Origin of the sequence: Acidisphaera sp. S103 (assembly GCF_009765975.1) — a bacterium.
Lineage (GTDB): Bacteria > Pseudomonadota > Alphaproteobacteria > Acetobacterales > Acetobacteraceae > Rhodopila.
The window spans coordinates 56615-76223 of sequence record NZ_LMUJ01000064.1 but is presented as its reverse complement, the minus strand read 5'-3'; the positions used below and the strand labels follow the sequence as shown (position 1 = coordinate 76223).

Genomic DNA, 19609 nt, shown 5'->3' with positions numbered 1-19609 from the left:
GGGTCAGCCGCCGTTGCGCAGCCGGCCGATACCGTAAAAATCGAGCAATTCAAGCACCCGCTCGCGCGGCGGCCTGGCGCCAAAATACCCGCGCTTTGCCGGCGCCAAACCGCTCGAGCGCCGCAGATCGACCGCCGTTTCCGCCGCCTTGATCGTCGCCGCAAGGGCATCGATCACCGGCACGCCGTCCACCTCCGATACGCCGTGTCGCGCCAACAGCAGGCAAAGCGGCGCCTCGCCGGGGATGATGGCATCGGCGCCCTGGGCGATCAGGCGGCGTGCCGCCTGCCGGAAACGTTCCAGCAGGTCGTCGGCGTTGTCATAGGCCGCCAGCACATCGTTGAACGTGAAACCGACATCGTGTGCGCCGGCAAAACGATCGCCCAGCCCGATGCGGCGGGCGTTGCGCTCGATCATCGGGATCATTTCGCGAATGAACAGCAGCACGCCGCAGCGCCGGCCAACCATCACGCTCGCCGTCATGGCACTTTCGCCATAGCCGATGACCGGGATGTCCACCATCGCGCGTATATCCTCGATCGACGGTTCGGGCAGCGTCATCAGCGCGAAGGCGTCGTAACCCTGCCGCTCAGCCTCCAATGCGCCCAGCACGAATTGCTGGCTGTGCAGTGTCTGGAAGTAGGCGTACTGGATGTCGTTGCCCGGGTAGTTGGTCTGGTACGTGTCGGGGTGCATGCCGTGCATGACCACCTCGGTGTCCGGCCGCGCCAGTTTGCGGAAATGCTGCGCAAGCCCGTCCGCGTAGGCCGGCAGTTTTTCCAGCACGGTGAAGCTATGGTGCCAGATTCGTATGGCCATCGATTTGTTCCCCAATCTCTTCGACGCTCGGGATGGTCGACACAAGTCCCCCCCCCTGAGGTTCCACCGCCGGAATCGAACGCTTAAACTATCAATCCGCCGCCTGGGCTTCCTGCCGTGCGGTGAAGGCCGGCATGATCTCATGCGCGAAGCGCCGCAGGCTGCGCCGGCCGCGTTCACCGCCGCCGGACCCGCCACCGTTGATCAGCACATATCCCACACCGGCCGCTTCCAAATCCTGCAACCGCCGCGCGATCTGATCGGGGGTGCCGTAAATCGCGCTTTTCAGGTTGACCTCAACCGGATCGCCACCGGCGCGATCGGGGCCACCCAGCACTGTGCCGTCCGGCGTGGTCGCCAGCTTCAATTGCCGTGTCCGGTTCGCCAGCCGGCGTTGCAGCGCGTCCTCACGTTCCTGTTCGCTTTCCGAGACAAAGAACGCCCGCGTGACCCCCACCCGCATCGGATCCCAGCTTTGCCCGGTGGCTTCGACGGCTTCGCGGAATACCGCGATGTTGTGCGCGACATCCTCCGGTGAGGCATATTGACCCAGCAACAAATTGAACCCGCGTTTGGCCACGTCGCGGATCGACCGGTCGCTGCCCGCGCCCATCCACACCGCCGGATGCGGTTTGCGAAATGGCGGCGGCTCGACGATCACATTGTTGAACGTCCAATACTTTCCCTTATGCGAGAACGGTTCTTCCGAGGTCCAGGATTTCAGGATAACCCCGATCGACTCTTCGAACTTCTCCCGCGCCTCATCCATCCCGACATCGAAGCCGAGAAATTCGTTGTAACGGTACCCGGTGCCGATACCGAAATCCAACCGTCCGCCGGACAGCAAATCGAGCGTCGCCGCCTGTTCCGCGAGCAAAACCGGATTGTGCCAGGGCAGCACGATCACCGCGGTGCCCAATCGCAACGTCCGGGTGCGCGCGCCCAGCCAGGTCAGCAGGTTGAGCGTCGCCGAGACCTGGCCAAAGCCGGTAAAGTGATGCTCGACCACGAATGTGCCATGGAAGCCCAGCGCTTCGGCTTCGACATTGTATTCGATGAAGTCGCGAAAGCCTTCCGAACTGTCGAATTCACCCGTGCCACGCCGCGCCGCCGCGCTGCCGAACAGACCAAACCGCATTACGTTTTCCTCCTGCCTTCCCTCAGCGCAGCGTAAACGCGGTTGGCCGACTCGCCAAACCGAGCGTCCGCCCCTATTTTGCGCGGCCTTGTACGGGAAGCGACCATGGAAATTGGCTGGTACCACGAATTTCATCGTCAGACGACGAATCAATCCGATGCCGACGCGTTCGCGATGGGCCTCGACCAGGTGTGCCAGGCGGAGGACTGGGGCCTGGACGCCGTCTGGCTCGCCGAAATCCACCAGCAAGCCGAACGCTCGGTCATGAGCGCGCCGCTATCGGTGCTGGCCACCATTGCCGGACGCACGACGCGGCTGAAGCTGGGCACCGGGGTGCAGGTCCTGCCGCTGACCCATCCGTTACGCTTGGCCGAGGAAACCGCCACGGTCGACCAAATCAGCCGTGGCCGATTGTTGATGGGCGTCGGCCGCAGCGGCAATCCGCGCGCCTATGCCGCCTATGGCGTGCCCTATTCCGAAAGCCGCGACCGGTTTTACGAGACGCTGGAAGTGCTGAAACTGGCCTGGACGCAAACGAGTTTCTCGTTTCACGGCAAGTACCACAACTTCGACCAGGCCCGAGCCGTGCCGCGTCCGTTCCAGACGCCGCATCCGCCGATTCGTATCGCCGGCGCATCCGAGGACACCTTTCCCGTGCTCGGCGCCCTCGGCTATCCGTTGTTCGTCGCCGTGCGCAGCGGCTCGCTGGCCGCACTCGCCCCCGATCTGCATGCGTATCGAGAAGCCTACACGGCGGCAGGCCACACCGGAAAAGGCGAGGTGCATCTTCGCCTGACGCTGCACGTCGCCGAAACCGACGCGGAAGCCCAAAGCCAAGCGTATGATAGCATCATGGCCGGCTACCAAAAACTGGTGTCACAACTGGAAGGTTCACCCAATGCCCGCCGTCGTGCCGAACTGGAAACGGTGCGGACGCTGACCTACGACGATATCATGCGCGACAAGGTCGTCATCGGTTCGCCCGATACCGTGGCGGCACGATTGTCCGAGTTGCAGGACGAGCTCGGGATCGACGGAATCCTGGCCGAATTGAATTTCGGCGCCATCCTGCCAACCGACCATATGATGCGGTCGTTACATCTGTTGTTGCAGGAAGTGCGCCCGCGGATGCGCCCGGTCAAATGACCGCAGATGCCCATCCTGGCCCATCGGCGATTGACGTCAGCGCCAGCCAAGGGCGGGCGCGACAAGGGTCAGAATCGCCTCGATAACATGGGCATTATAGGCGACACCCATCTGGTTCGGCACGGCCAGCAACAGCGTATCCGCCTCGGCGATGGCCTCGTCCTGCCGCAGTTGCGTGATGAGGGTATCCGGTTCGGCTGCATAGGTCCGCCCAAAGATCGACTGTGTCGACTCGTGGATAAATCCAATCGAATCCTGATCCTCGCCGCTGTGCCCAAAATACGCCCGGTCAAGATCGTTGACCAACGCAAAGATACTACGGGTGACCGAGACGCGCGGTTCGCGCGCATGGCCCGCCTCCTTCCAAGCGGCACGGAACGCGCGTATTTGCGCGGCCTGCTGAATGTGAAATGGCTCCCCGGTCTCGTCATTTTTCAGCGTCGACGCTTGCAGATTCATGCCAATCGTCCCCGCCCAGACCGCCGTCGCATTAGACCCGGATCCCCACCAGATCCGGTCCCGCAACCCCTCCGAATGGGGCTCAGGGCGTAACAATCCCGGCGGATTCTGAAACATCGGCCGCGGGCTTGGCTTTGCGAAGCCCTTGCCGCGCAGCACATCGAAAAACACTTCGGCATGGCGCCGTCCCATATCGGCGTCACTCTCGCCCTCCGCCGGGCGATAGCCAAAATAGCGCCAGCCATCGATCACCTGCTCCGGCGACCCCCGGCTGATCCCCAACTGCAAACGCCCGCCGGCGATCAGGTCGGCCGCCCCCGCGTCCTCCGCCATGTACAGCGGGTTCTCATACCGCATGTCGATCACCGCCGTGCCGATCTCGATGCGCTTCGTCCTGGCACCCACCGCCGCCAGCAGCGGAAACGGCGAGGCCAACTGGCGCGCGAAGTGATGGACGCGGAAGAACGCCCCGTCCGCGCCCAGTTCCTCGGCCGCGACGGCCAGGTCGATGGATTGCAGCAGCACATCGCTCGCGGTGCGCGCCTGCGATTGCGGTGAGGGCGTCCAATGCCCGAACGACAGGAAACCGATCTTTTTCATAGGGACACAGCCTATCGATGTTTCGGCGCCAAGTCAGCAGGTCTTGCGCCACACTGCCTCCCAGAGAACAATGCCCCCCGAACCAACAAAATCGCACCAACGGGAGAAAACGCCATGGACCTCGGACTGCACGGCAAGCATGCGATCGTGACCGGCGGCAGCCGCGGCATCGGCAAAGCCATCGCCCGCGAACTGGCGCGCGAAGGCGTCGATGTCGCCATCGTCGCCCGCAACAAGGCCGATCTGGAAGCAACGGCACGCGAACTGGCAGCCGAGACGAACCGTCGCATCCTTCCTTTAGCGGCCGACGTCACCAGCAAGGAGCAAGTGGATCGCATGGTCGCCGAGGCAGCCCAGCAACTCGGCGGCCTGCACATCCTGGTCAACAGCGGGTCCGCGCCAGGCGGTTCGGCCACCGCGATCGGCCCGATCGATACCATCGTCGATGAGGATTTGCTGCAAGACTTCAACGTGAAATACGTCGGCGCGCTACGCTGTTCCCGCGCCGTCATTCCGTTCATGAAGAAGGAAGGCTGGGGCCGCATCATCAACATCAGTGGTGCCAATGCCCGTAATGCCGGCAACCTCAGCGGCGGCGCCCGCAATGCCTCTCTCGTGCATCTGACCAAGACGCTGGCGGTCCAAATGGGCCGGCACGGCATCACGGTGAACTGCATCCATCCCGGCACGACCCGCACGGAGCGCACGCCCAGCCTGCTCGCCGCCCGAGCCACCCAACTGGGCGTGTCGCCGGAAGAAGCGGAGCGGCAGGACTTCCTGCCTGACTCGCCGCGTGGCAACGCCATCTGCCGCATGGTGGACGCGTCGGAAGTTGCATTCGTCACGGTATTCCTGGCCTCCGAAAAGGCCTGGGCGGTCTCCGGCGAACTTGTCGCCGCGACCGGGGGCGCAGGACGGACAGTTCATTACTGAGCCGCACGGAGGTTCGCATGACGACGATTGAAGCAACAGCCTCCGTAGACCAGGCGACCCTCGACGCCTTGCGCGAAGGCGTCGCCGGCGTGCTGGCGGAGCAAAGCGGCAGCACCGCCGTCCATGCATTCATCGACGGCAAGAACACGCTGGATCGGGAATTGTGGTCGCAGGCCGCGTCCCTCGGCTGGCTTGGCTGCGGCATTCCGGAGCAATACGGCGGCCTTGGCCTGGGCTGCCACGGCCTTGCCATCCTGCACACCGAACTCGGACGGCAGGCCGCACCCGGGCCATATATTCCTACGCTGTCCGCCGCCCAGGTCATTGCCGAACACGGCGCCGAGGCGGTCCGGACGGCATGGCTGCCGCGTATCGCCTCCGGTGAGATCAGTGCCGCCGTCCCGACCAACCCGGACGCGGCGGCCCTGACACGTTCCGGATCGGGCGTGTCGGGCACGCTGCGCTGCCTGGGTGCGCCCGACGCCGCGTTCGTTCTCGCACCCGCCGGCGATACCTGGGTCATCGTCGAACTTGCCGGCGCCGAGGTAAACGCAGTCCCGATGTGGGACCGCACGCGGCAGGTGATCGACATCCGCATGCAAAACGCCAAACCCGCCGCCTTCCTGGAGAACAGTGAAACGCTGATCCAAGCCATGGCACTGGCCGTGGCGGCCGACAGTTGCGGTGCTGCCCGTTCGGTCACCGACCGAACCATCGCCTACATGAAAACCCGCGAGCAGTTCGGCCAGCCGATCGCCGGGTTCCAGGCGCTGAAGCATCGGGCCGCCGACCTCGCCACCAAACTGGCGGTGATGGATGAGACACTGGCCCACGCCGTCCACCGCACCGCCACGAACGAACCCGACGCCGATATCTGGGCATCCCTCGCCAAGGCCGAAGTCACCGAGGCCTTTGTCTTCATCGCCACCGACTGCGTGCAACTGCACGGCGGCGTCGGTTTCACCTGGGACTACGATCCGCAGATCTTCCTGAAGCGCGCACGCCTGAACGAGGTACTGGTCATGCCGAACCCCGCCCTGCGCGACCGGGCCGCCGCCGGACTGGCTGCCGCGACGCGCGCCGGGCATTCAGCGTTGGAGCTGGGGCTATGACAATCCTGGACGCACAAAACGATCTGCCGGCCTTCCGCCAGGCAATCCGCGATTGGTTGGCCGAGGTGGTGCCCCCCGACTGGAAGGCCCGCATGGCGCGTGCCGACAATGACGAATTCATCGCCTTCCAACGCTGGTGGATGGCGGAACGCAGCAAGGTCGGCCTTGCCATTCCGCATTGGCCGGTCGAATACGGCGGCGCCGGCCTGACGTTACGCCACCTGATCGTCATCGCCGACGAAATGGCCAGGGCGGACGCCCCACAGGCCCGCATGTTCACTATCTCACTGATCCACCTCCCCGGCACCCTGTTCCCGCACGGGACCGAGGCACAGAAGCGCCGCTATCTGGCAGGCGTGGCCAAAGGCGATGTCTGGTGCCAGGGATTCTCCGAACCCAACTCCGGCTCCGACCTCGCATCGCTGCGCACGCGAGCAGTTCGCGACGGCGATCATTACGTGATCAACGGTCAAAAAATCTGGTCCTCGTACTCGATGTACGCCGACCGCTGCATCTTGCTGACCCGCACCGATCCGGACGCGCAAAAACACCGCGGCATCACCTACTTCATCATGGACATGCGCTCCCCCGGCGTAGAAGTGCGGCCGATCCGCCAGGCCAACGGCCGTTCCGAATTCGGCGAAATGTTCCTGACAAACGTCCGGATCCCAGCCGAGGACATGATCGGTCGAGAAAACAACGGCTGGCGTGTCGCACAGGCCACCCTGGCCTCAGAACGCGGCGTAATCGCGTTCGAAGGCGCGGAACGGCAGCGTTATGAGGTCGAGACGTTCTATCGCAAAGCCCTGGAAAGCGACGCGGCCTGGCTGCACGACGACCAACTCCGCCGCGAATTCATGAGTTTTCTTGCCGAAATGCAAGCAGGCCGCCGGCTATTGCGGCGCGTGCTGGCGGAAAGCGAAACCCCCGAAGCCTCGGCCAGCGTCTTGCCGTCGATCGTGAAACTGTCGGCCACGGTGCTGCGGCAGCGGATCTGTTCCTTCATGACCCGGATCGCCGGCGTCGAAGGCCAGGAATTCGCCATGCTCGCGGAAGAACCATTCGGCAGCCCGATGTTCGATTTCCTCAGCGCGTTCTCCGGCACAATCGCTGGCGGAACAAACGAAATCCAACGCAACATCGTCGCGGAACGTGGCCTCGGGATGCCACGGATATGAAGGAGAACCCATGCGTCTGAAAGACAAAGTCGCCGTCATCATCGGTGCTGGGCAAAGCGCGGGCGAAACCCTGGGCAACGGCCGAGCCACCGTGTTGCGTTTCGCCCAGGAGGGTGCTCGGATTTTCGCGGTGGACCGCGATCTGGCGTCCGCCGATGAAACCGCCGCGATGGTTCGCGCGGAAGGTGGCGAATGTGAAACCGCCCGCGCCGACGTGGCGCATGAATCCGAATTGAAGGCTGCCATCGAAGCCGCGCATGCACGCTTCAGCCGTATCGACATCCTGCACTACAATGTCGGCATCTCGGTGGCCGGCGGCGACGCACCGGTGACGGAAATCACCGAGGACGCGTTCGACTTCATCAACACCGTGAACCTCCGCGGCGCGGTCATGGCCTGCAAGCACGCACTGCCGATCATGCGCGCACAGAAATCCGGCGTGATCCTGATGATTTCGTCGATTTCCGCGTGGGAAAACTACCCGAACGTCGCCTACAAGACGACGAAAGCCGGCATGATCGCCTTCACGCAGCAACTGGCGATCCGCAATGCCGAATTCGGCATCCGCGCGAATGCCATCCTGCCGGGCCTGATGGCGACACCGATGGCCGTCGATGTGCGGTCCCGGACCATCAACAAGCCGCGCGACGAAATCATGCGCGAACGCGATGCCCGTGTCCCCCTGCGAGGCCGTCAGGGCACCGCCTGGGACGTCGCCAACGCGGCGTTATTCCTGGCGTCCGACGAAGCCGATTTCATCACCGGCGTATCACTGCCGGTGGATGGCGGCATGCTGGTGGACATCGCCCCCGGTCGGCGCAACTAAGTATTCATGGTTCAATAAGTGCTTCGGCATCCGCACAACCGCCCCGTCCCGTCATAGCGGGCGAAGGCCCGCTATCCACGCCTTTTTCGAGACACACACTGCAAGTCGTGGATGGCGGGCCTGCGCCCGCCATGACGATGAGGGCCCGGCGGCACTCGCCGGTCGTTTCACGCGTACCCGTAATGACTACGCCAAGGCAAACCCTTCATACCCCCGCGCCACCACGTCCTGGCAAATCTCCCGATACCGCACCATGCCACCAGCGTAAGGCATAAACACCCGCGGCTTGCCCGGAATGTTAGCGCCCAAATACCAGGAATGCGTCGCCAGCGGCAGCAGAGTCTTGCCGGCGACATCGTTGACCTCCGCCACCCATTTCTCCACCGCTTCGGGGCGGGCCTCGATCCGTTCCAGGCCCTTCGTCCGCATATGCGCGATGCAATCGGTGATCCAGTCCGCGTGCTGCTCGATCGCCACCGGCATGTTGCACAGCACGGACGGACTGCCGGGACCCGTGATCGTGAACAGATTGGGGAACCCCGCGATCTGCAGCCCGAGGTAGTTGCGCGGCCCCGCGTCCCACACGTCTTGCAACGCCACGCCATCACGCCCACGAATATTCATCCGCAGCATCGGACCGGTCATCGCATCGAATCCGGTCGCGAAAACGATGATATCCAGCGGATATTCGGCTTCCGTCGTGCAAACCCCCGCCGGCGTAATCCGCTGGATCGGCGCCGCCTTCACATCCACCAGCGTGACATTTGCCCGGTTGTACGTCTCGAAGTAATTCGTATCGATCGGCGGCCGCTTCGCCGCATACGGATGATCGATGTCCGACAGGATCGCCGCCGTCCTGGGGTCCTTCACGATCGAGCGGATCTTACGCTTGACGAAATCCGCCGCCGTGTCGTTCGCCGCCTTATCCACCATCATGTCCTTGAACGCAGCGCGGAACTGCAACCCACCACGCTCCCACGCGGCCTCGTAAATCGCCTCGCGTTCCTCCGCCGGAGTCTCGACGGCCAGGCGTTCCTCGATCCGGAACCCCATCCCGTTCAGCGTCTCTCGCGTCACCGCCCTGATCCCAGCCGCGTTTTCCTTGATGTAGCCCTGGAATTCCGATGTCAGCGGCGCATTACGCGCCGGCACCGAGTAATTCGCCGTGCGCTGAAACACCGTCAGATGCTCCGCCGATGCGGCGATCACCGGCGCCGCCTGGATGCCGGTCGAACCGGTGCCGATCATCCCGACCCGCTTGCCGGTGAAATCGACCCCTTCATGCGGCCATTGTCCCGTGTGATACCAATCGCCAGCGAAACTCTCCAACCCCTCGAATTTCGGGACATTCGCCGTGGACAGGCAACCGACCGCGGTAATCAGGAATTTCGCGACAAACGTCTCGCCGGCTTCGGTCCGCACCCGCCAGCGGTTCGCCGCCTCATCGTACTCCGCCGCCACAACACGCGTATTGAACTGAATATCCCGTTTCAGGTCGAACCGATCCGCGACAAAGTTCAGATACCGCATAATCTCCGGCTGACCCGGATACCGCTCCGACCATTCCCATTCGCGCATCAACTCGGGTGAGAACGTATACCAGTAAACATGACTCTCGGAATCACACCGGGCACCGGGATAGCGGTTCCAATACCATGTGCCACCCACGCCGGCGCCCGCCTCCAACGCCTTCACCGACAGGCCAAGGCGATCACGCAGGCAAAGCAGTTGGTAAAGCCCCGCGAACCCCGCACCAACCACCAGTGCGTCGAGTTCGGTGGCGCCCGTGATGTCCGTCATCATCGTTGTCACTACCTTCCATCTCCCACTGCCCGAAATTAGGCTCCGGATCAGGCGCGATATCAAGCCGCCTACGGATTCTGATCCCAGTCCGGATCGCTGCTCGGGATCAATGGATTATCAGGTGATACCAACAACCCCTTGCCCGGAACGAAGTTCACCTCCAGCCGGATGCCATCGGGATCCTCGAAGACAAAGAAGTAATACCCGGGCGCGAAGTCGCCCTCCACAGGTCCACGATCGATACGCCCGCCGATCGCACGCACCTTGTCGGCGGCGGCATCGACATCCTCGCGCGACCTGGCCCGCAGGCAAAGATGGTGCAAGCCCACACGGTTCTGGACGAACCGCTCGTTCTCATGCTCCGGCGCGCAACGCTGGATGCCGATCGCCGTGCGCCCACCCACGTGATACAGGAAATTGTTGCCGTCGTAGACCTTCGTCATGCCCAGGAAGGGCAGCAGTTCGCCATAGAACGCACGCGCCTTTTCCCACTGGCTGACCGTCAGGATCACATGCGCCATACCGTTGACGTCAATCATCGATCATCGACCTTTCATGCCCTGTCGCTTGACCATATCGCGCAACCCGTTGGTAATCGCTCCGACAATCTGATCAAGAGCAGGAGACATACCATGCCGTCCGTCCACCCCCAGGTCCAGAAGGCCCGCGATCTCCTGCCCCTGATCGGCGCCGCCTCGGCCGAAAACGACGAAATCCGCAAACTCACCCAACCTGTCGTCAGGGCGCTGATCGACGGCGGGTTCTTCACCATGCTGAAGACCAAAGCCGTCGGCGGGATGGAGCTGAAACCCTCGATCTTCGCCCAGGTGACCGAGGCGATCGCCAGCGTTGACGGATCGACCGGGTGGGTGGTCTGCCAAAGCAACGGCTGCTCGACCACCAGCGCCTATCTCGACCCGCACATGGCGCAGGAGATTTTCGGTCGGCCGGACGGGATCGTCGCCTGGGGCCCACCCGGTTCGCCCTACGAGGCAATACCGGTCGAGGGCGGCTACCGCCTCACCGGCAAATGGCGCTTCATGAGCGGCAGCCAGAATGCGACCTGGCTCGGCGCGCATGTGCGGGTTGCGGGCACCAAGGAAGTGAAGACCTTCCTGTATCCGAAATCCAGCGCCACCTTCCACGACATCTGGCACACGCTGGGCCTGCGTGGCACGGCCAGCAACGAGTACTCCATCGACAATCTTTTCATTCCGAACGAACTTGCCATCTACCGCGACGATCCGCGCGACCGCCGGTCCGATAGCCCACTGTATCGTTTCAGCAGCAACCAGCTTTACTCCATCGGCTTCGGTGGCGTCGCGCTTGGCATCGCCCGCGGCACGATGGACGCCTTCCTGGCCTTGCCGCAGGAAAAGACCCGCCGCGGCGCCAGTAAACCAATGGTCGAAAACAACGTCGTCCAATCGCACGTCGCACAGTCCGAAGCGCGCTGGCGCTCCGCCCGCTATTTCCTGCACGCCGCGGCGGACGAAGCACTGGAAACCATCGAGGAAAAAGGCGCGATGGCCCTGGATCAGCGCACCCGCCTGCGCCTCGCCTCCACCTGGGCCATCCAGTCGTCACGAGAGATCGTCAACACGCTCTATCACGACTGTGGCTCGATGGCGGTGTTCGAGGACAACCCGTTCGAACGCCGCCTGCGCGACATCCACACGGTCGCACAACAAGGCCAAGGCCGGATCCTCCACTACGAAACGGTCGGCCAGGTCATGCTCGGCCAGGCGCCGGAGAACATCTACTGACCGGAAGCCCCCACAGAAGCCATTGTGCTTTCAAGTCGCGTGTTGCAGAAACAAATCTGGCAACAACGCTTACCTGAAAGATGTGCGCACCGATGGCAGGTCGTGCCCATATGTCGCTCGCCCTGCTGTACGGTGCCGCGGGATCGCATCCGGCGAGCTGGCTGCATCGCGGATCACGCCTGGCCCCGCCCACGGACCTGGCCGCTTACACAAACGTCGCCCGCACAGCCGAACGCGGCCTGTTCGACCTGTTTTTCATTGCCGATACCCCCGCCGCCCGCACCGATAACCTGCACGCCTGGTCACGTTTCCCGTTGTTCATGAACGTGCTGGAACCGGTGACCCTGCTGACGGCACTCGCCGGCGCGACCACACGGATCGGCCTGGGTGGCACCGTTTCGACCAGCTTCTCCGAACCCTACAACGTCGCCCGGCAGTTCGCCTCGCTCGACCATCTCAGCGGCGGCCGAGCCGCCTGGAACGTCGTCACCTCGGCCAACGACTATGCCGCCCGCAACTTCGGCCACGCCAAACTGGCGCCCCACGCGGACCGCTACCGGCGCGCTGGTGAATTCGTCGATGTGGTGCGCCAACTCTGGGATAGTTGGGACGACGGCGCCTTCGTGCTCGACCGCGACAGCGGACTGTATTTCGACCCGACCACCCAACACCCGGTCCATCACCAAGGCACCTTCTTCAAGGTCGACGGCGCCCTGAACATTGCCCGCTCCCCGCAAGGCCATCCCGTCATCATCGCCGCCGGCGCCAGCGACACCGGCCAGGATCTCGCCGCCCGCACAGCGGAGGTCGTATTCTCCTCCAACCCCTCGCTCGACGATGCCAAACGCTTCACTGATGGACTGAAAGCACGCATGGCCAAATTCGGCCGTGAACCGTCCGAACTGAAGGTCCTGGCCGGACTGCCGATCGTGCTGGCGGAAACGGATGCGGAGGCCGCCGACGACTACGCCCGGCTGCAGGAACTGGTGCATCCCGATGTCGGCCGCTTCCGGCTGGGCATGGACCTGGAAACCGACCTGTCCGACCTGCCGCTGGATCAGCCGATCCCGGAAGACCGCATTCCCAAAAGCGCCAATTTCCACAAGGGGTTCTTCGACGACATCCTGCGCCTGATACAAGACGGCAAGCCGACATTACGAGACGTGTATCTGCGCTACGAACGCGGCCGCAAGACCATCACCGGCGGGCCGAAGCGCATCGCCGACCTCATGGAGGAATGGTTCGCCGGCGGCGCCGCCGACGGCTTCATGCTGCAATTCCACATCATGCCGCGCGGGCTGGACCTGTTTGTCGATCGCGTGGTCCCGGAATTGCAACGCCGTGGGCTGATGCGGACCGCCTATGCCGGCGCCACGCTGCGCGATCATATGGGACTGCAACGCCCGGACCGGGGCGCCCGCATCCCGCAACCCTCGGAGTGAACCAGCCTTGAAACGCATGCTTGCACTGGCGCTGGTCGCCATCCCGGCTCTCGCCTGGGCCGCACCACCCACCACCGTCGCACCCGAGAAGCTGTCCTGGGGCACCAGCCCGACATTCGCGCCGTTCGAATTCCAGCGCGACGGCAACGCGGTCGGCTTCGACGTCGACCTGATGGCCGAATTGGCTCGGCGGATCGGGCTGCAGTCGGCCATGCTGGGCATGGACTATGCCGGCATCATTCCCGCCGTGCAGGCACAACGGATCGATGCGGCCGTCAGCGGCATCTACATCACACCGGCTCGGCAGGAGGTACTCGACTTCGTCCCCTATCTGCTGATCGGCGGCCAGATGGTCGTGCAAAAGGGCAACCCCGCCCATCTGGCGGGCAAGGACGCGCTGTGCGGCCATCACATTGCCGTCGCCGTGAACACGCTGTACGAAAAGACCGCGCACAGTCTCAGCAATGCCTGCACCGCCGCGGGCAAACCGGCGATCAATATCCTCGCTGTCGGCAGCAGCGCCGTCGTCGCACTGACCCTGGCGCAGGGGCGGGCGGAGGGCGCCGTCAGCTCCACTTCCGTGATATCGGCGATGATGAGCAACGCGCCCGACACGTTCGAGCCGCTGGGTGAACCGTTCAATGCCAATTCCAGGCTGGGTATCGGCATCGCCAAGACCAATCCGGGGCTGCGCGATGCGCTGACGGTGGCGCTGAAGGCCATGCATGATGACGGCTCTTACGACGCATTGATCAAGAAATGGGGCCTCCCGGCATCAAGTACCATCTTCTGAATGGCATGGCGGGATCCCGACACCCGAGCTGACGCGCCATGACGTTTCGGACCGACGTATTCCTGCACGACCTGTTCGGCTACGACCTCGCCGGCGCCGCTCTGGTGACGCTGTGGATCAGCGTCACGTCGATGGCGGTCGGTTCGGCGATCGGCCTGACGCTGTCGTTGATGCAGCAATCGCGGTTCCGGGTGCTCCGCTATCTGGCCTGGACGTATCTGTGGCTGTTCCGCGGAACACCGGTGCTGCTGCAAATCATCTTCGCCTTCAACGTCCTGCCGAGCTTCGGATTGATCCTGTCCGGCCCGGCTTGTGCCGTTGTGGCCCTGGGCCTGCACGAGGCGGCCTATCTGGCAGAGATCTTCCGCAGCGGCCTCGGCGCCGTTCCCCCCGGCCAGCGCGATGCCGCGAGGGCGCTGGGCATGTCGGAATGGCGGGTCATGCGCCTGGTGGTTCTGCCGCAGGCATTGCGCATTGTCATCCCGCCTGTGGGCAACCAGTTCATCGGCCTGCTGAAACTGTCTGCGCTGATCAGCGTGATCGGCGTGCGAGAGTTGTTGTTGGCGGCTGAACAGTCAGCCTCCGCCACGTTCCGCTACCTGGAGGCACTGTCGGCCGCCGCCGTGTACTATCTGGCGTTTACCACGGTGCTGATGGCGCTGCAGCATGTGCTGGAGCGCCGATTCGGCCGTTCCGACCGGTTGGCGGCGGGGATAGCCGCCGACGGGTGACGCTGCCTTTGCGTTGTCTCGTGCGCGAACGGTCCCGCCAACCTGGCAACACAATCCCGGGGCGCGTCGCGGCGTAACGCGAAACCTTGATCTAGATCATAAATCTCGATCAAGGACACCGCCGTTTGCGTGTGTAATGTCTTATTCCTCAACACTTTGGCGACGACAGGGCATTCGGACCTGCCTGACCGGAGTCTGGTTCGAGGCACGGCGGTCGGGATGGTCACGATCGGCGCCCGTGTCCGCTGCTGCCGGGCCGGCAGGCCTGGATGATCTTGAATCGCTCAGGGAAGGACTGCCGAAACAATCTGAAAATGGAACCATTCGACGAATCGTTCCCATCGATCCTGATTGACGATCCAGTCGACGGGGGCGGCTCGTTACACCGTACGATCAGTGGCCGAAATCAACGAAAAGCCCGCAAAGCAGGGCACCAAAACACCACAGGGAGAAGCCGCATCATGCCCGCATCCACGACCTGGTCAGCTAATCCAGCCGGTCCACCCAGTTTAACGGACGACCAACATCGCGCCCAACTGCGGCGTGCCGTCCTGGCCAGCACCATCGGCACAACGATCGAGTGGTACGACTTCCTGCTCTACGGCACGATGGCCGCACTTGTCTTCGGCAAGCTGTTCTTTCCCAAATCGACGCCGATGATCGGCGTGCTCGAATCGTTCGGCGTGTTCTTCGTCGGCTTTGTCGGGCGGCCGATCGGCGCCGCGATCTTCGGCCATTTTGGCGACCGGATCGGCCGCAAGGCAACCCTGATCGTCACCCTGCTGGTGACCGGCATCGCGACAGTTGCTGTCGGCTGCGTGCCATCCTACGCCAGCATCGGTGTCTGGGGCGCCGTTCTGATGACGGTCATCCGCCTGGTTCAGGGCATCGGCGTCGGCGGCGAATGGGGCGGATCGGTCCTGCTGGCGATGGAATGGGCTCACACGGACAAGAATCGCGGGTTCCTGTCGTCGTGGCCGCAGTTCGGTGCACCCGCCGGTCTGTTCCTCGCCAACTGCGCCGTGCTGGCTTTCAGCTGGTTGTCGGGTGACCAGTTCTTCGTCTGGGGTTGGCGAATCCCGTTCCTCCTCAGCGCCGTCATGGTCGTCGTCGGGCTGTGGATCCGCCTCGGCATCATGGAAACGCCAGTTTTCCAAAAGGTGATCGATGAGGAGCGCATCGAACGTGCACCGGTGTGGGAAGTGCTGAAGCGCCAGCCCAAGCAGGTCCTGCTCACCGCCCTCCTGCGCATGCCGGAGCAAGCACCGGGCTATATCGTCGGCGCCTGGATCTTCAGCTACGGCACACTGGTGCTCGGGTTCTCGCGCAACTTCCTGCTTGTCGCGGTCATCACCCAAACAGTCCTTGGGTTCCTCTGGGTCACCGTTGCGGGACACCTGTCGGACCGCATCGGCCGCAAGAACATGTATATGCTCGGCGCCCTGTTTATGGGTGTCTTCGGCTTCGTCTACATCGCCATGCTCAATACGCAGATACCATGGGTCGTCTTCCTCGCCGTCGCGCTCTCCTTGGTGCCGGTCATGACCCAATATGGGCCGGAGGCAGCACTGATCGCGGAAAGCTTCACCCCGCGACTGCGCTACAGCGGCTGCTCCCTCGGTTACCAGCTTGCCTCGATCATCGCCGGCGGTCCGTCGCCGTTCATCGCGACGTGGTTGTTCGCCACCTACCATTCGGCCTGGCCGATCGCGATCTATATCGCCATCTGTGCCATCATCGGCATCGTCGCGACGGCGCTGCTGACGGACTACACGAACAAGTCTATCGCGACCGAGTACGCCGGCGTCTGAACCACGACGCGATGGCGGGACGAGCCTGACCAGGCTCGTCCCGCACGGCATCAGGCCAGCCTCTTTGACGCCATCGGCGCCTACCCCCGGGACCATGCCCGCGGAGACCGGCGAACATCATGGTAGCATCGAATTGATATCCGGCTCCTGTCCGCGCCCGCCGTTTCCCGGCAGACTGGCCGGCAGGGGGGAAACATGAAATCAGACCTAACGGATACGCCGCACCAGGAAACCGCGGCCACCGGCAGGCGAACGTTACTGCACGGGGCATCGTTCGCCAGCGCCATCGCCCTGCTCGGCAGCGCGCGCGCCGCCGCCGCTGCCGAGGCACAGCCGTTCCCGTCGCACAAGCGCTGGCGGCTGGCCTTCGTCAATCATGTCACGACCAATCCGTTTTTCGTGCCGACGCAGTATGGCATTGCCGACGCGTGCGACATGTTCGGCTGCGACCACCAATGGACCGGTTCGGCCAATGCCGACGTGGCGGAAATGGTGAACGCCATCAACGCCGCGATCGCCGCCAAGGCGGATGCGATCGCAGTGCCCATCGTCGATCCACATGCCTTCGACCAACCCGTGACGCGAGCGCTGCAGGCGGGTATCCCGGTGTTTTCCTACAACGCCGACGCCCCGCCCGGCAGCGCCAACAAGCGCCTCGCTTATATCGGCCAGGACCTCTATCAGGCCGGCGTCGCGATGGGCCACCGAATCGAGAGCCTGGTGGAAGGCGGCACCGTCGCACTGTTCATCGCCACCCCGGGCCAGCTCAACATCCAGCCCCGCATCGACGGCGCGCAGGACACGCTGAAGAAGTCGGGCAAGAACTACGACATCCAGGTCATCGCGACCGGCGCGACGGTGAACGAGGAGCTTTCGAAGATCAAAGCCTTCTACCTCGGCCACCAGGACCTGAAGGGGATGTTCGCCGTCGACGCCGGCAGCACCCAAGGCGTGGCCGAAACGATGCGACAATACCAACTGGCGGCGAAGGGCGTACACGCCGGGGGTTTCGACCTGCTGCCGCGCACGCTCGACCTGATCAAGGCCGGCTCGCTCGATTTCACCATTGATCAGCAGCCCTACCTGCAAGGCTTCTACACGGTGATGGAGATGTTCCTCTACCTCGCCTCCGGCGGTCTGGTCGGCCCGGCGGATATCAACACCGGCCTGAAGTTCATCACCAAGGACAGCGTTCAGCCCTACCTCGACACCTCCACCCGGTACGAAGGTAAAAGCGACAAGCCGGCAATCGTGCCGCGGTCGGGTCCAATTGCCGGTTGAAGGGCAGGGGGGATGAGCCCCAGAACAAGCCCCAAAGGCGGTCTGGATGCATTCCTGCGCTGGAAAGAAACCAGCATCCTGATCGTCGCGCTGATCCTGGCGGCGTATTTCGAATACGCCAACCGGGACTTCCTGCTGACCAGTGCGAGCCTGGAAAACCTCTCCCAGTTCATCGCCCCCGCCGCCATCATCGCATGCGGCGAAATCGTGCTGATGATCGGCGGCGAGATCGACCTCTCCGCCGGCATGGTGTTCGCCCTCGCCCCCTTCGTGCTCTACTTCGCCCACGACGCCGGGGTCCCCTTGGGATTGGCGTTCCTCCTCGGCCTGTTGGCCGCCGGCGCGGTCGGCCTGATCAACGGCGTGGTAACCGTGCTGCTCGGAGTTCCATCCTTCGTCACCACACTCGGCACGCTGTTCCTGATCAACGGCCTGACGCTGACAATCTCGCGCGGCACGCCGGTGACGCCGCCCGAAGCGCCCGGCTTCCAGGCCGTGATGGGCGGATGGGGCTACAGTGAGATCCTCTGGGCCTGCGCCGTCGTCGCAGTCATGCACCTCGTGCTGCGCCACACACGATGGGGTCTGCATACCATCGCCGCTGGCGCCAATCCGATCGGCGCCAGCGAGGCCGGCATCCATGTCGCGCGCCTCAAGATCGGCAACTTCGTCATCGCCGGTGTCCTGTCAGGGTTCACCGGCCTGCTGGAGGGGTTCCGGATCTCCAGCTTCGATCCGCAGGCTGGCGGCAACCAGATCATGTTCCTCGCCGTCGCGGCCGGGGTGATCGGTGGCACGCCGCTGGCCGGCGGTTCCGGAACCATCATCGGCGGCCTGATCGGCGCCGCGGTGCTGGGCGTGTTGAACGACGGGTTTACCCTGGTCGGCATCAACGCCTTCACCTTCAACATCATCCTGGGCGCCGCCATACTGGGGGCGATGCTGTTCAACATCCACATGACACGGCTCGCCCAGACCGGAGGGCGCCGATGAGTCCCGCGCCAACCGATGCGCCCGAAGCATTGCGCGCGGAAAACATCGTCAAGACCTTCGGCGCGGTGACCGCCCTGCAAGGGGTTTCGCTGTCTTTGAAGCAAGGCGAGATTCTCGGCATCCTAGGCGACAACGGCGCCGGCAAATCGACCCTGATGAAGGTTTTCACTGGCTATCAGCCGCCGACCAGCGGCCGGTTGTTCATCCATGGCACCGAGACATCCCTGCGTTCCGTAGACCACGCCAGATCGCTCGGCATCGAATGCGTCTATCAGGACCTCGCGCTGGCGAATTCGCTCAGCGTGTACCACAACCTGTTCCTCAATCGCGAAATTCTCCACCCGGGACCGATCCGGCTGCTGAACAACCGCGCTATGCGCCAACGTGCCGCCGAATTGTTGCACGATATCGGGGTGCACATACCCTCGGTCGATCTGCCGGTGGAACGCTTGTCCGGCGGCCAGCGCCAGGCGATCGCGGTGGCCCGAGCGGTGAACTCCAACGCCCGCATTCTGCTGTTGGACGAGCCTTTGGCCGCCATGGGCGCCCGCGAGGCCGGGCTGATCATCGACCTGATCCTCCGGCTCAAGCAAAAGGGCGGCATGGCGATCGCGATGATCATGCACAACTACGCCCAGACGTTGGAGATCGCCGACCGCATCATGCTGATGCAGCGCGGGCGTGTAACCTATGAGAGCCAGTCCGCCGCCACCTCGGTCGTGGAACTCATGGAAATCGTTCGTCGCGAATACCGTGAGATGCGGGCAACGTAATCCCT

General features: G+C 63.6%; 18 protein-coding genes. 13 read left to right on the top strand and 5 right to left on the bottom strand.

Annotated elements, in window-relative coordinates; genetic code table 11:
• Positions 1-3: 3 nt before the first annotated feature.
• Both GSQ89_RS22620 and GSQ89_RS22615 read right to left on the bottom strand, forming a co-directional pair.
• Positions 4-819, bottom strand: a complete 816-nt coding sequence (locus GSQ89_RS22620) for an aspartate/glutamate racemase family protein (RefSeq protein WP_158929476.1) — start codon at positions 817-819, stop codon at positions 4-6.
• Positions 820-910: 91 nt separating this feature from the next.
• Positions 911-1957, bottom strand: a complete 1047-nt coding sequence (locus tag GSQ89_RS22615) for an LLM class flavin-dependent oxidoreductase (RefSeq protein ID WP_158929474.1) — start codon at positions 1955-1957, stop codon at positions 911-913.
• A gap of 105 nt (positions 1958-2062) precedes the next feature.
• On the opposite strand from GSQ89_RS22615, the gene GSQ89_RS22610 reads away from it, so the two are divergent.
• The gene (locus GSQ89_RS22610) at positions 2063-3103 is read left to right on the top strand and encodes an LLM class flavin-dependent oxidoreductase (protein ID WP_158929472.1); all 1041 of its coding nucleotides are present in this window, start codon (positions 2063-2065) and stop codon (positions 3101-3103) included.
• 36 nt (positions 3104-3139) lie between these two features.
• Here the strand turns inward: GSQ89_RS22610 and GSQ89_RS22605 are convergent, their stop codons facing one another.
• Entirely contained in the window at positions 3140-4162 is a 1023-nt protein-coding gene (locus GSQ89_RS22605) for an LLM class flavin-dependent oxidoreductase (protein ID WP_158929470.1), read from the bottom strand.
• A 114-nt stretch (positions 4163-4276) separates the two neighbouring features.
• On the opposite strand from GSQ89_RS22605, the gene GSQ89_RS22600 reads away from it, so the two are divergent.
• The 4 genes from GSQ89_RS22600 to GSQ89_RS22585 are packed head-to-tail and all read left to right on the top strand — an operon-like array spanning position 4277 to position 8211.
• Positions 4277-5095, top strand: coding sequence for an SDR family NAD(P)-dependent oxidoreductase (locus tag GSQ89_RS22600; RefSeq protein ID WP_158929468.1), 819 nt, complete (start codon positions 4277-4279; stop codon positions 5093-5095).
• A 17-nt stretch (positions 5096-5112) separates the two neighbouring features.
• Positions 5113-6207 carry an acyl-CoA dehydrogenase family protein gene (locus GSQ89_RS22595; RefSeq protein ID WP_158929466.1) on the top strand — a complete coding sequence of 365 codons (1095 nt, stop codon included), beginning with the start codon at positions 5113-5115 and terminating at the stop codon, positions 6205-6207.
• Positions 6204-7385, top strand: a complete 1182-nt coding sequence (locus GSQ89_RS22590; protein ID WP_158929464.1) for an acyl-CoA dehydrogenase family protein — start codon at positions 6204-6206, stop codon at positions 7383-7385. The genes GSQ89_RS22595 and GSQ89_RS22590 overlap by 4 nt, the downstream gene beginning before the upstream one ends.
• A 10-nt stretch (positions 7386-7395) precedes the next feature.
• A complete protein-coding gene (locus GSQ89_RS22585) occupies positions 7396-8211 on the top strand; it encodes an SDR family NAD(P)-dependent oxidoreductase (protein ID WP_158929462.1) in 816 nt (271 codons plus the stop codon).
• Between the two features lie 186 nt (positions 8212-8397).
• Here the strand turns inward: GSQ89_RS22585 and GSQ89_RS22580 are convergent, their stop codons facing one another.
• On the bottom strand, positions 8398-10011 hold the full coding sequence (locus GSQ89_RS22580; RefSeq protein ID WP_158929460.1) for an NAD(P)/FAD-dependent oxidoreductase: 1614 nt from the start codon (positions 10009-10011) through the stop codon (positions 8398-8400).
• Positions 10012-10082: 71 nt separating this feature from the next.
• A complete protein-coding gene (locus GSQ89_RS22575) occupies positions 10083-10553 on the bottom strand; it encodes a VOC family protein (protein WP_158929458.1) in 471 nt (156 codons plus the stop codon).
• 93 nt (positions 10554-10646) lie between these two features.
• Here GSQ89_RS22575 and GSQ89_RS22570 point away from each other — a divergent pair, with 93 nt between their 5' ends.
• From GSQ89_RS22570 to GSQ89_RS22535, 8 genes are all read left to right on the top strand, one after another.
• Entirely contained in the window at positions 10647-11780 is a 1134-nt protein-coding gene (locus GSQ89_RS22570; protein ID WP_158929456.1) for an acyl-CoA dehydrogenase family protein, read from the top strand.
• Positions 11781-11872: 92 nt separating this feature from the next.
• Complete coding sequence (locus GSQ89_RS22565; protein WP_158929454.1) at positions 11873-13222, top strand: LLM class flavin-dependent oxidoreductase; 1350 nt, start codon at positions 11873-11875, stop codon at positions 13220-13222.
• 16 nt (positions 13223-13238) lie between these two features.
• Entirely contained in the window at positions 13239-14015 is a 777-nt protein-coding gene (locus GSQ89_RS22560; protein WP_254073334.1) for an ABC transporter substrate-binding protein, read from the top strand.
• Between the two features lie 38 nt (positions 14016-14053).
• Positions 14054-14746, top strand: a complete 693-nt coding sequence (locus tag GSQ89_RS22555) for an amino acid ABC transporter permease (protein WP_158929450.1) — start codon at positions 14054-14056, stop codon at positions 14744-14746.
• 461 nt (positions 14747-15207) lie between these two features.
• Positions 15208-16557: an MFS transporter gene (locus GSQ89_RS22550; protein ID WP_158929448.1), complete on the top strand. Its 1350-nt coding sequence runs from the start codon at positions 15208-15210 to the stop codon at positions 16555-16557.
• A gap of 195 nt (positions 16558-16752) precedes the next feature.
• A complete protein-coding gene (locus tag GSQ89_RS22545; protein WP_158929446.1) occupies positions 16753-17838 on the top strand; it encodes a sugar ABC transporter substrate-binding protein in 1086 nt (361 codons plus the stop codon).
• A 12-nt stretch (positions 17839-17850) separates the two neighbouring features.
• On the top strand, positions 17851-18831 hold the full coding sequence (locus tag GSQ89_RS22540; RefSeq protein ID WP_158929444.1) for an ABC transporter permease: 981 nt from the start codon (positions 17851-17853) through the stop codon (positions 18829-18831).
• Positions 18828-19604 carry an ATP-binding cassette domain-containing protein gene (locus GSQ89_RS22535; protein ID WP_158929442.1) on the top strand — a complete coding sequence of 259 codons (777 nt, stop codon included), beginning with the start codon at positions 18828-18830 and terminating at the stop codon, positions 19602-19604. Before GSQ89_RS22540 ends, GSQ89_RS22535 begins: the two co-directional genes overlap by 4 nt.
• The last annotated feature ends 5 nt before the right edge of the window (positions 19605-19609 follow it).

What these genes read in the sequence shown, in the direction of transcription:
- GSQ89_RS22620 (WP_158929476.1), bottom strand. Translation starts at nt 819, where the DNA reads ATGGCCATACGAATCTGGCACCATAGCTTCACCGTGCTGGAAAAACTG.
- GSQ89_RS22615 (WP_158929474.1), bottom strand. Translation starts at nt 1,957, where the DNA reads ATGCGGTTTGGTCTGTTCGGCAGCGCGGCGGCGCGGCGTGGCACGGGT.
- GSQ89_RS22610 (WP_158929472.1), top strand. Translation starts at nt 2,063, where the DNA reads ATGGAAATTGGCTGGTACCACGAATTTCATCGTCAGACGACGAATCAA.
- GSQ89_RS22605 (WP_158929470.1), bottom strand. Translation starts at nt 4,162, where the DNA reads ATGAAAAAGATCGGTTTCCTGTCGTTCGGGCATTGGACGCCCTCACCG.
- GSQ89_RS22600 (WP_158929468.1), top strand. Translation starts at nt 4,277, where the DNA reads ATGGACCTCGGACTGCACGGCAAGCATGCGATCGTGACCGGCGGCAGC.
- GSQ89_RS22595 (WP_158929466.1), top strand. Translation starts at nt 5,113, where the DNA reads ATGACGACGATTGAAGCAACAGCCTCCGTAGACCAGGCGACCCTCGAC.
- GSQ89_RS22590 (WP_158929464.1), top strand. Translation starts at nt 6,204, where the DNA reads ATGACAATCCTGGACGCACAAAACGATCTGCCGGCCTTCCGCCAGGCA.
- GSQ89_RS22585 (WP_158929462.1), top strand. Translation starts at nt 7,396, where the DNA reads ATGCGTCTGAAAGACAAAGTCGCCGTCATCATCGGTGCTGGGCAAAGC.
- GSQ89_RS22580 (WP_158929460.1), bottom strand. Translation starts at nt 10,011, where the DNA reads ATGACGGACATCACGGGCGCCACCGAACTCGACGCACTGGTGGTTGGT.
- GSQ89_RS22575 (WP_158929458.1), bottom strand. Translation starts at nt 10,553, where the DNA reads ATGATTGACGTCAACGGTATGGCGCATGTGATCCTGACGGTCAGCCAG.
- GSQ89_RS22570 (WP_158929456.1), top strand. Translation starts at nt 10,647, where the DNA reads ATGCCGTCCGTCCACCCCCAGGTCCAGAAGGCCCGCGATCTCCTGCCC.
- GSQ89_RS22565 (WP_158929454.1), top strand. Translation starts at nt 11,873, where the DNA reads ATGGCAGGTCGTGCCCATATGTCGCTCGCCCTGCTGTACGGTGCCGCG.
- GSQ89_RS22560 (WP_254073334.1), top strand. Translation starts at nt 13,239, where the DNA reads ATGCTTGCACTGGCGCTGGTCGCCATCCCGGCTCTCGCCTGGGCCGCA.
- GSQ89_RS22555 (WP_158929450.1), top strand. Translation starts at nt 14,054, where the DNA reads ATGACGTTTCGGACCGACGTATTCCTGCACGACCTGTTCGGCTACGAC.
- GSQ89_RS22550 (WP_158929448.1), top strand. Translation starts at nt 15,208, where the DNA reads ATGCCCGCATCCACGACCTGGTCAGCTAATCCAGCCGGTCCACCCAGT.
- GSQ89_RS22545 (WP_158929446.1), top strand. Translation starts at nt 16,753, where the DNA reads ATGAAATCAGACCTAACGGATACGCCGCACCAGGAAACCGCGGCCACC.
- GSQ89_RS22540 (WP_158929444.1), top strand. Translation starts at nt 17,851, where the DNA reads ATGAGCCCCAGAACAAGCCCCAAAGGCGGTCTGGATGCATTCCTGCGC.
- GSQ89_RS22535 (WP_158929442.1), top strand. Translation starts at nt 18,828, where the DNA reads ATGAGTCCCGCGCCAACCGATGCGCCCGAAGCATTGCGCGCGGAAAAC.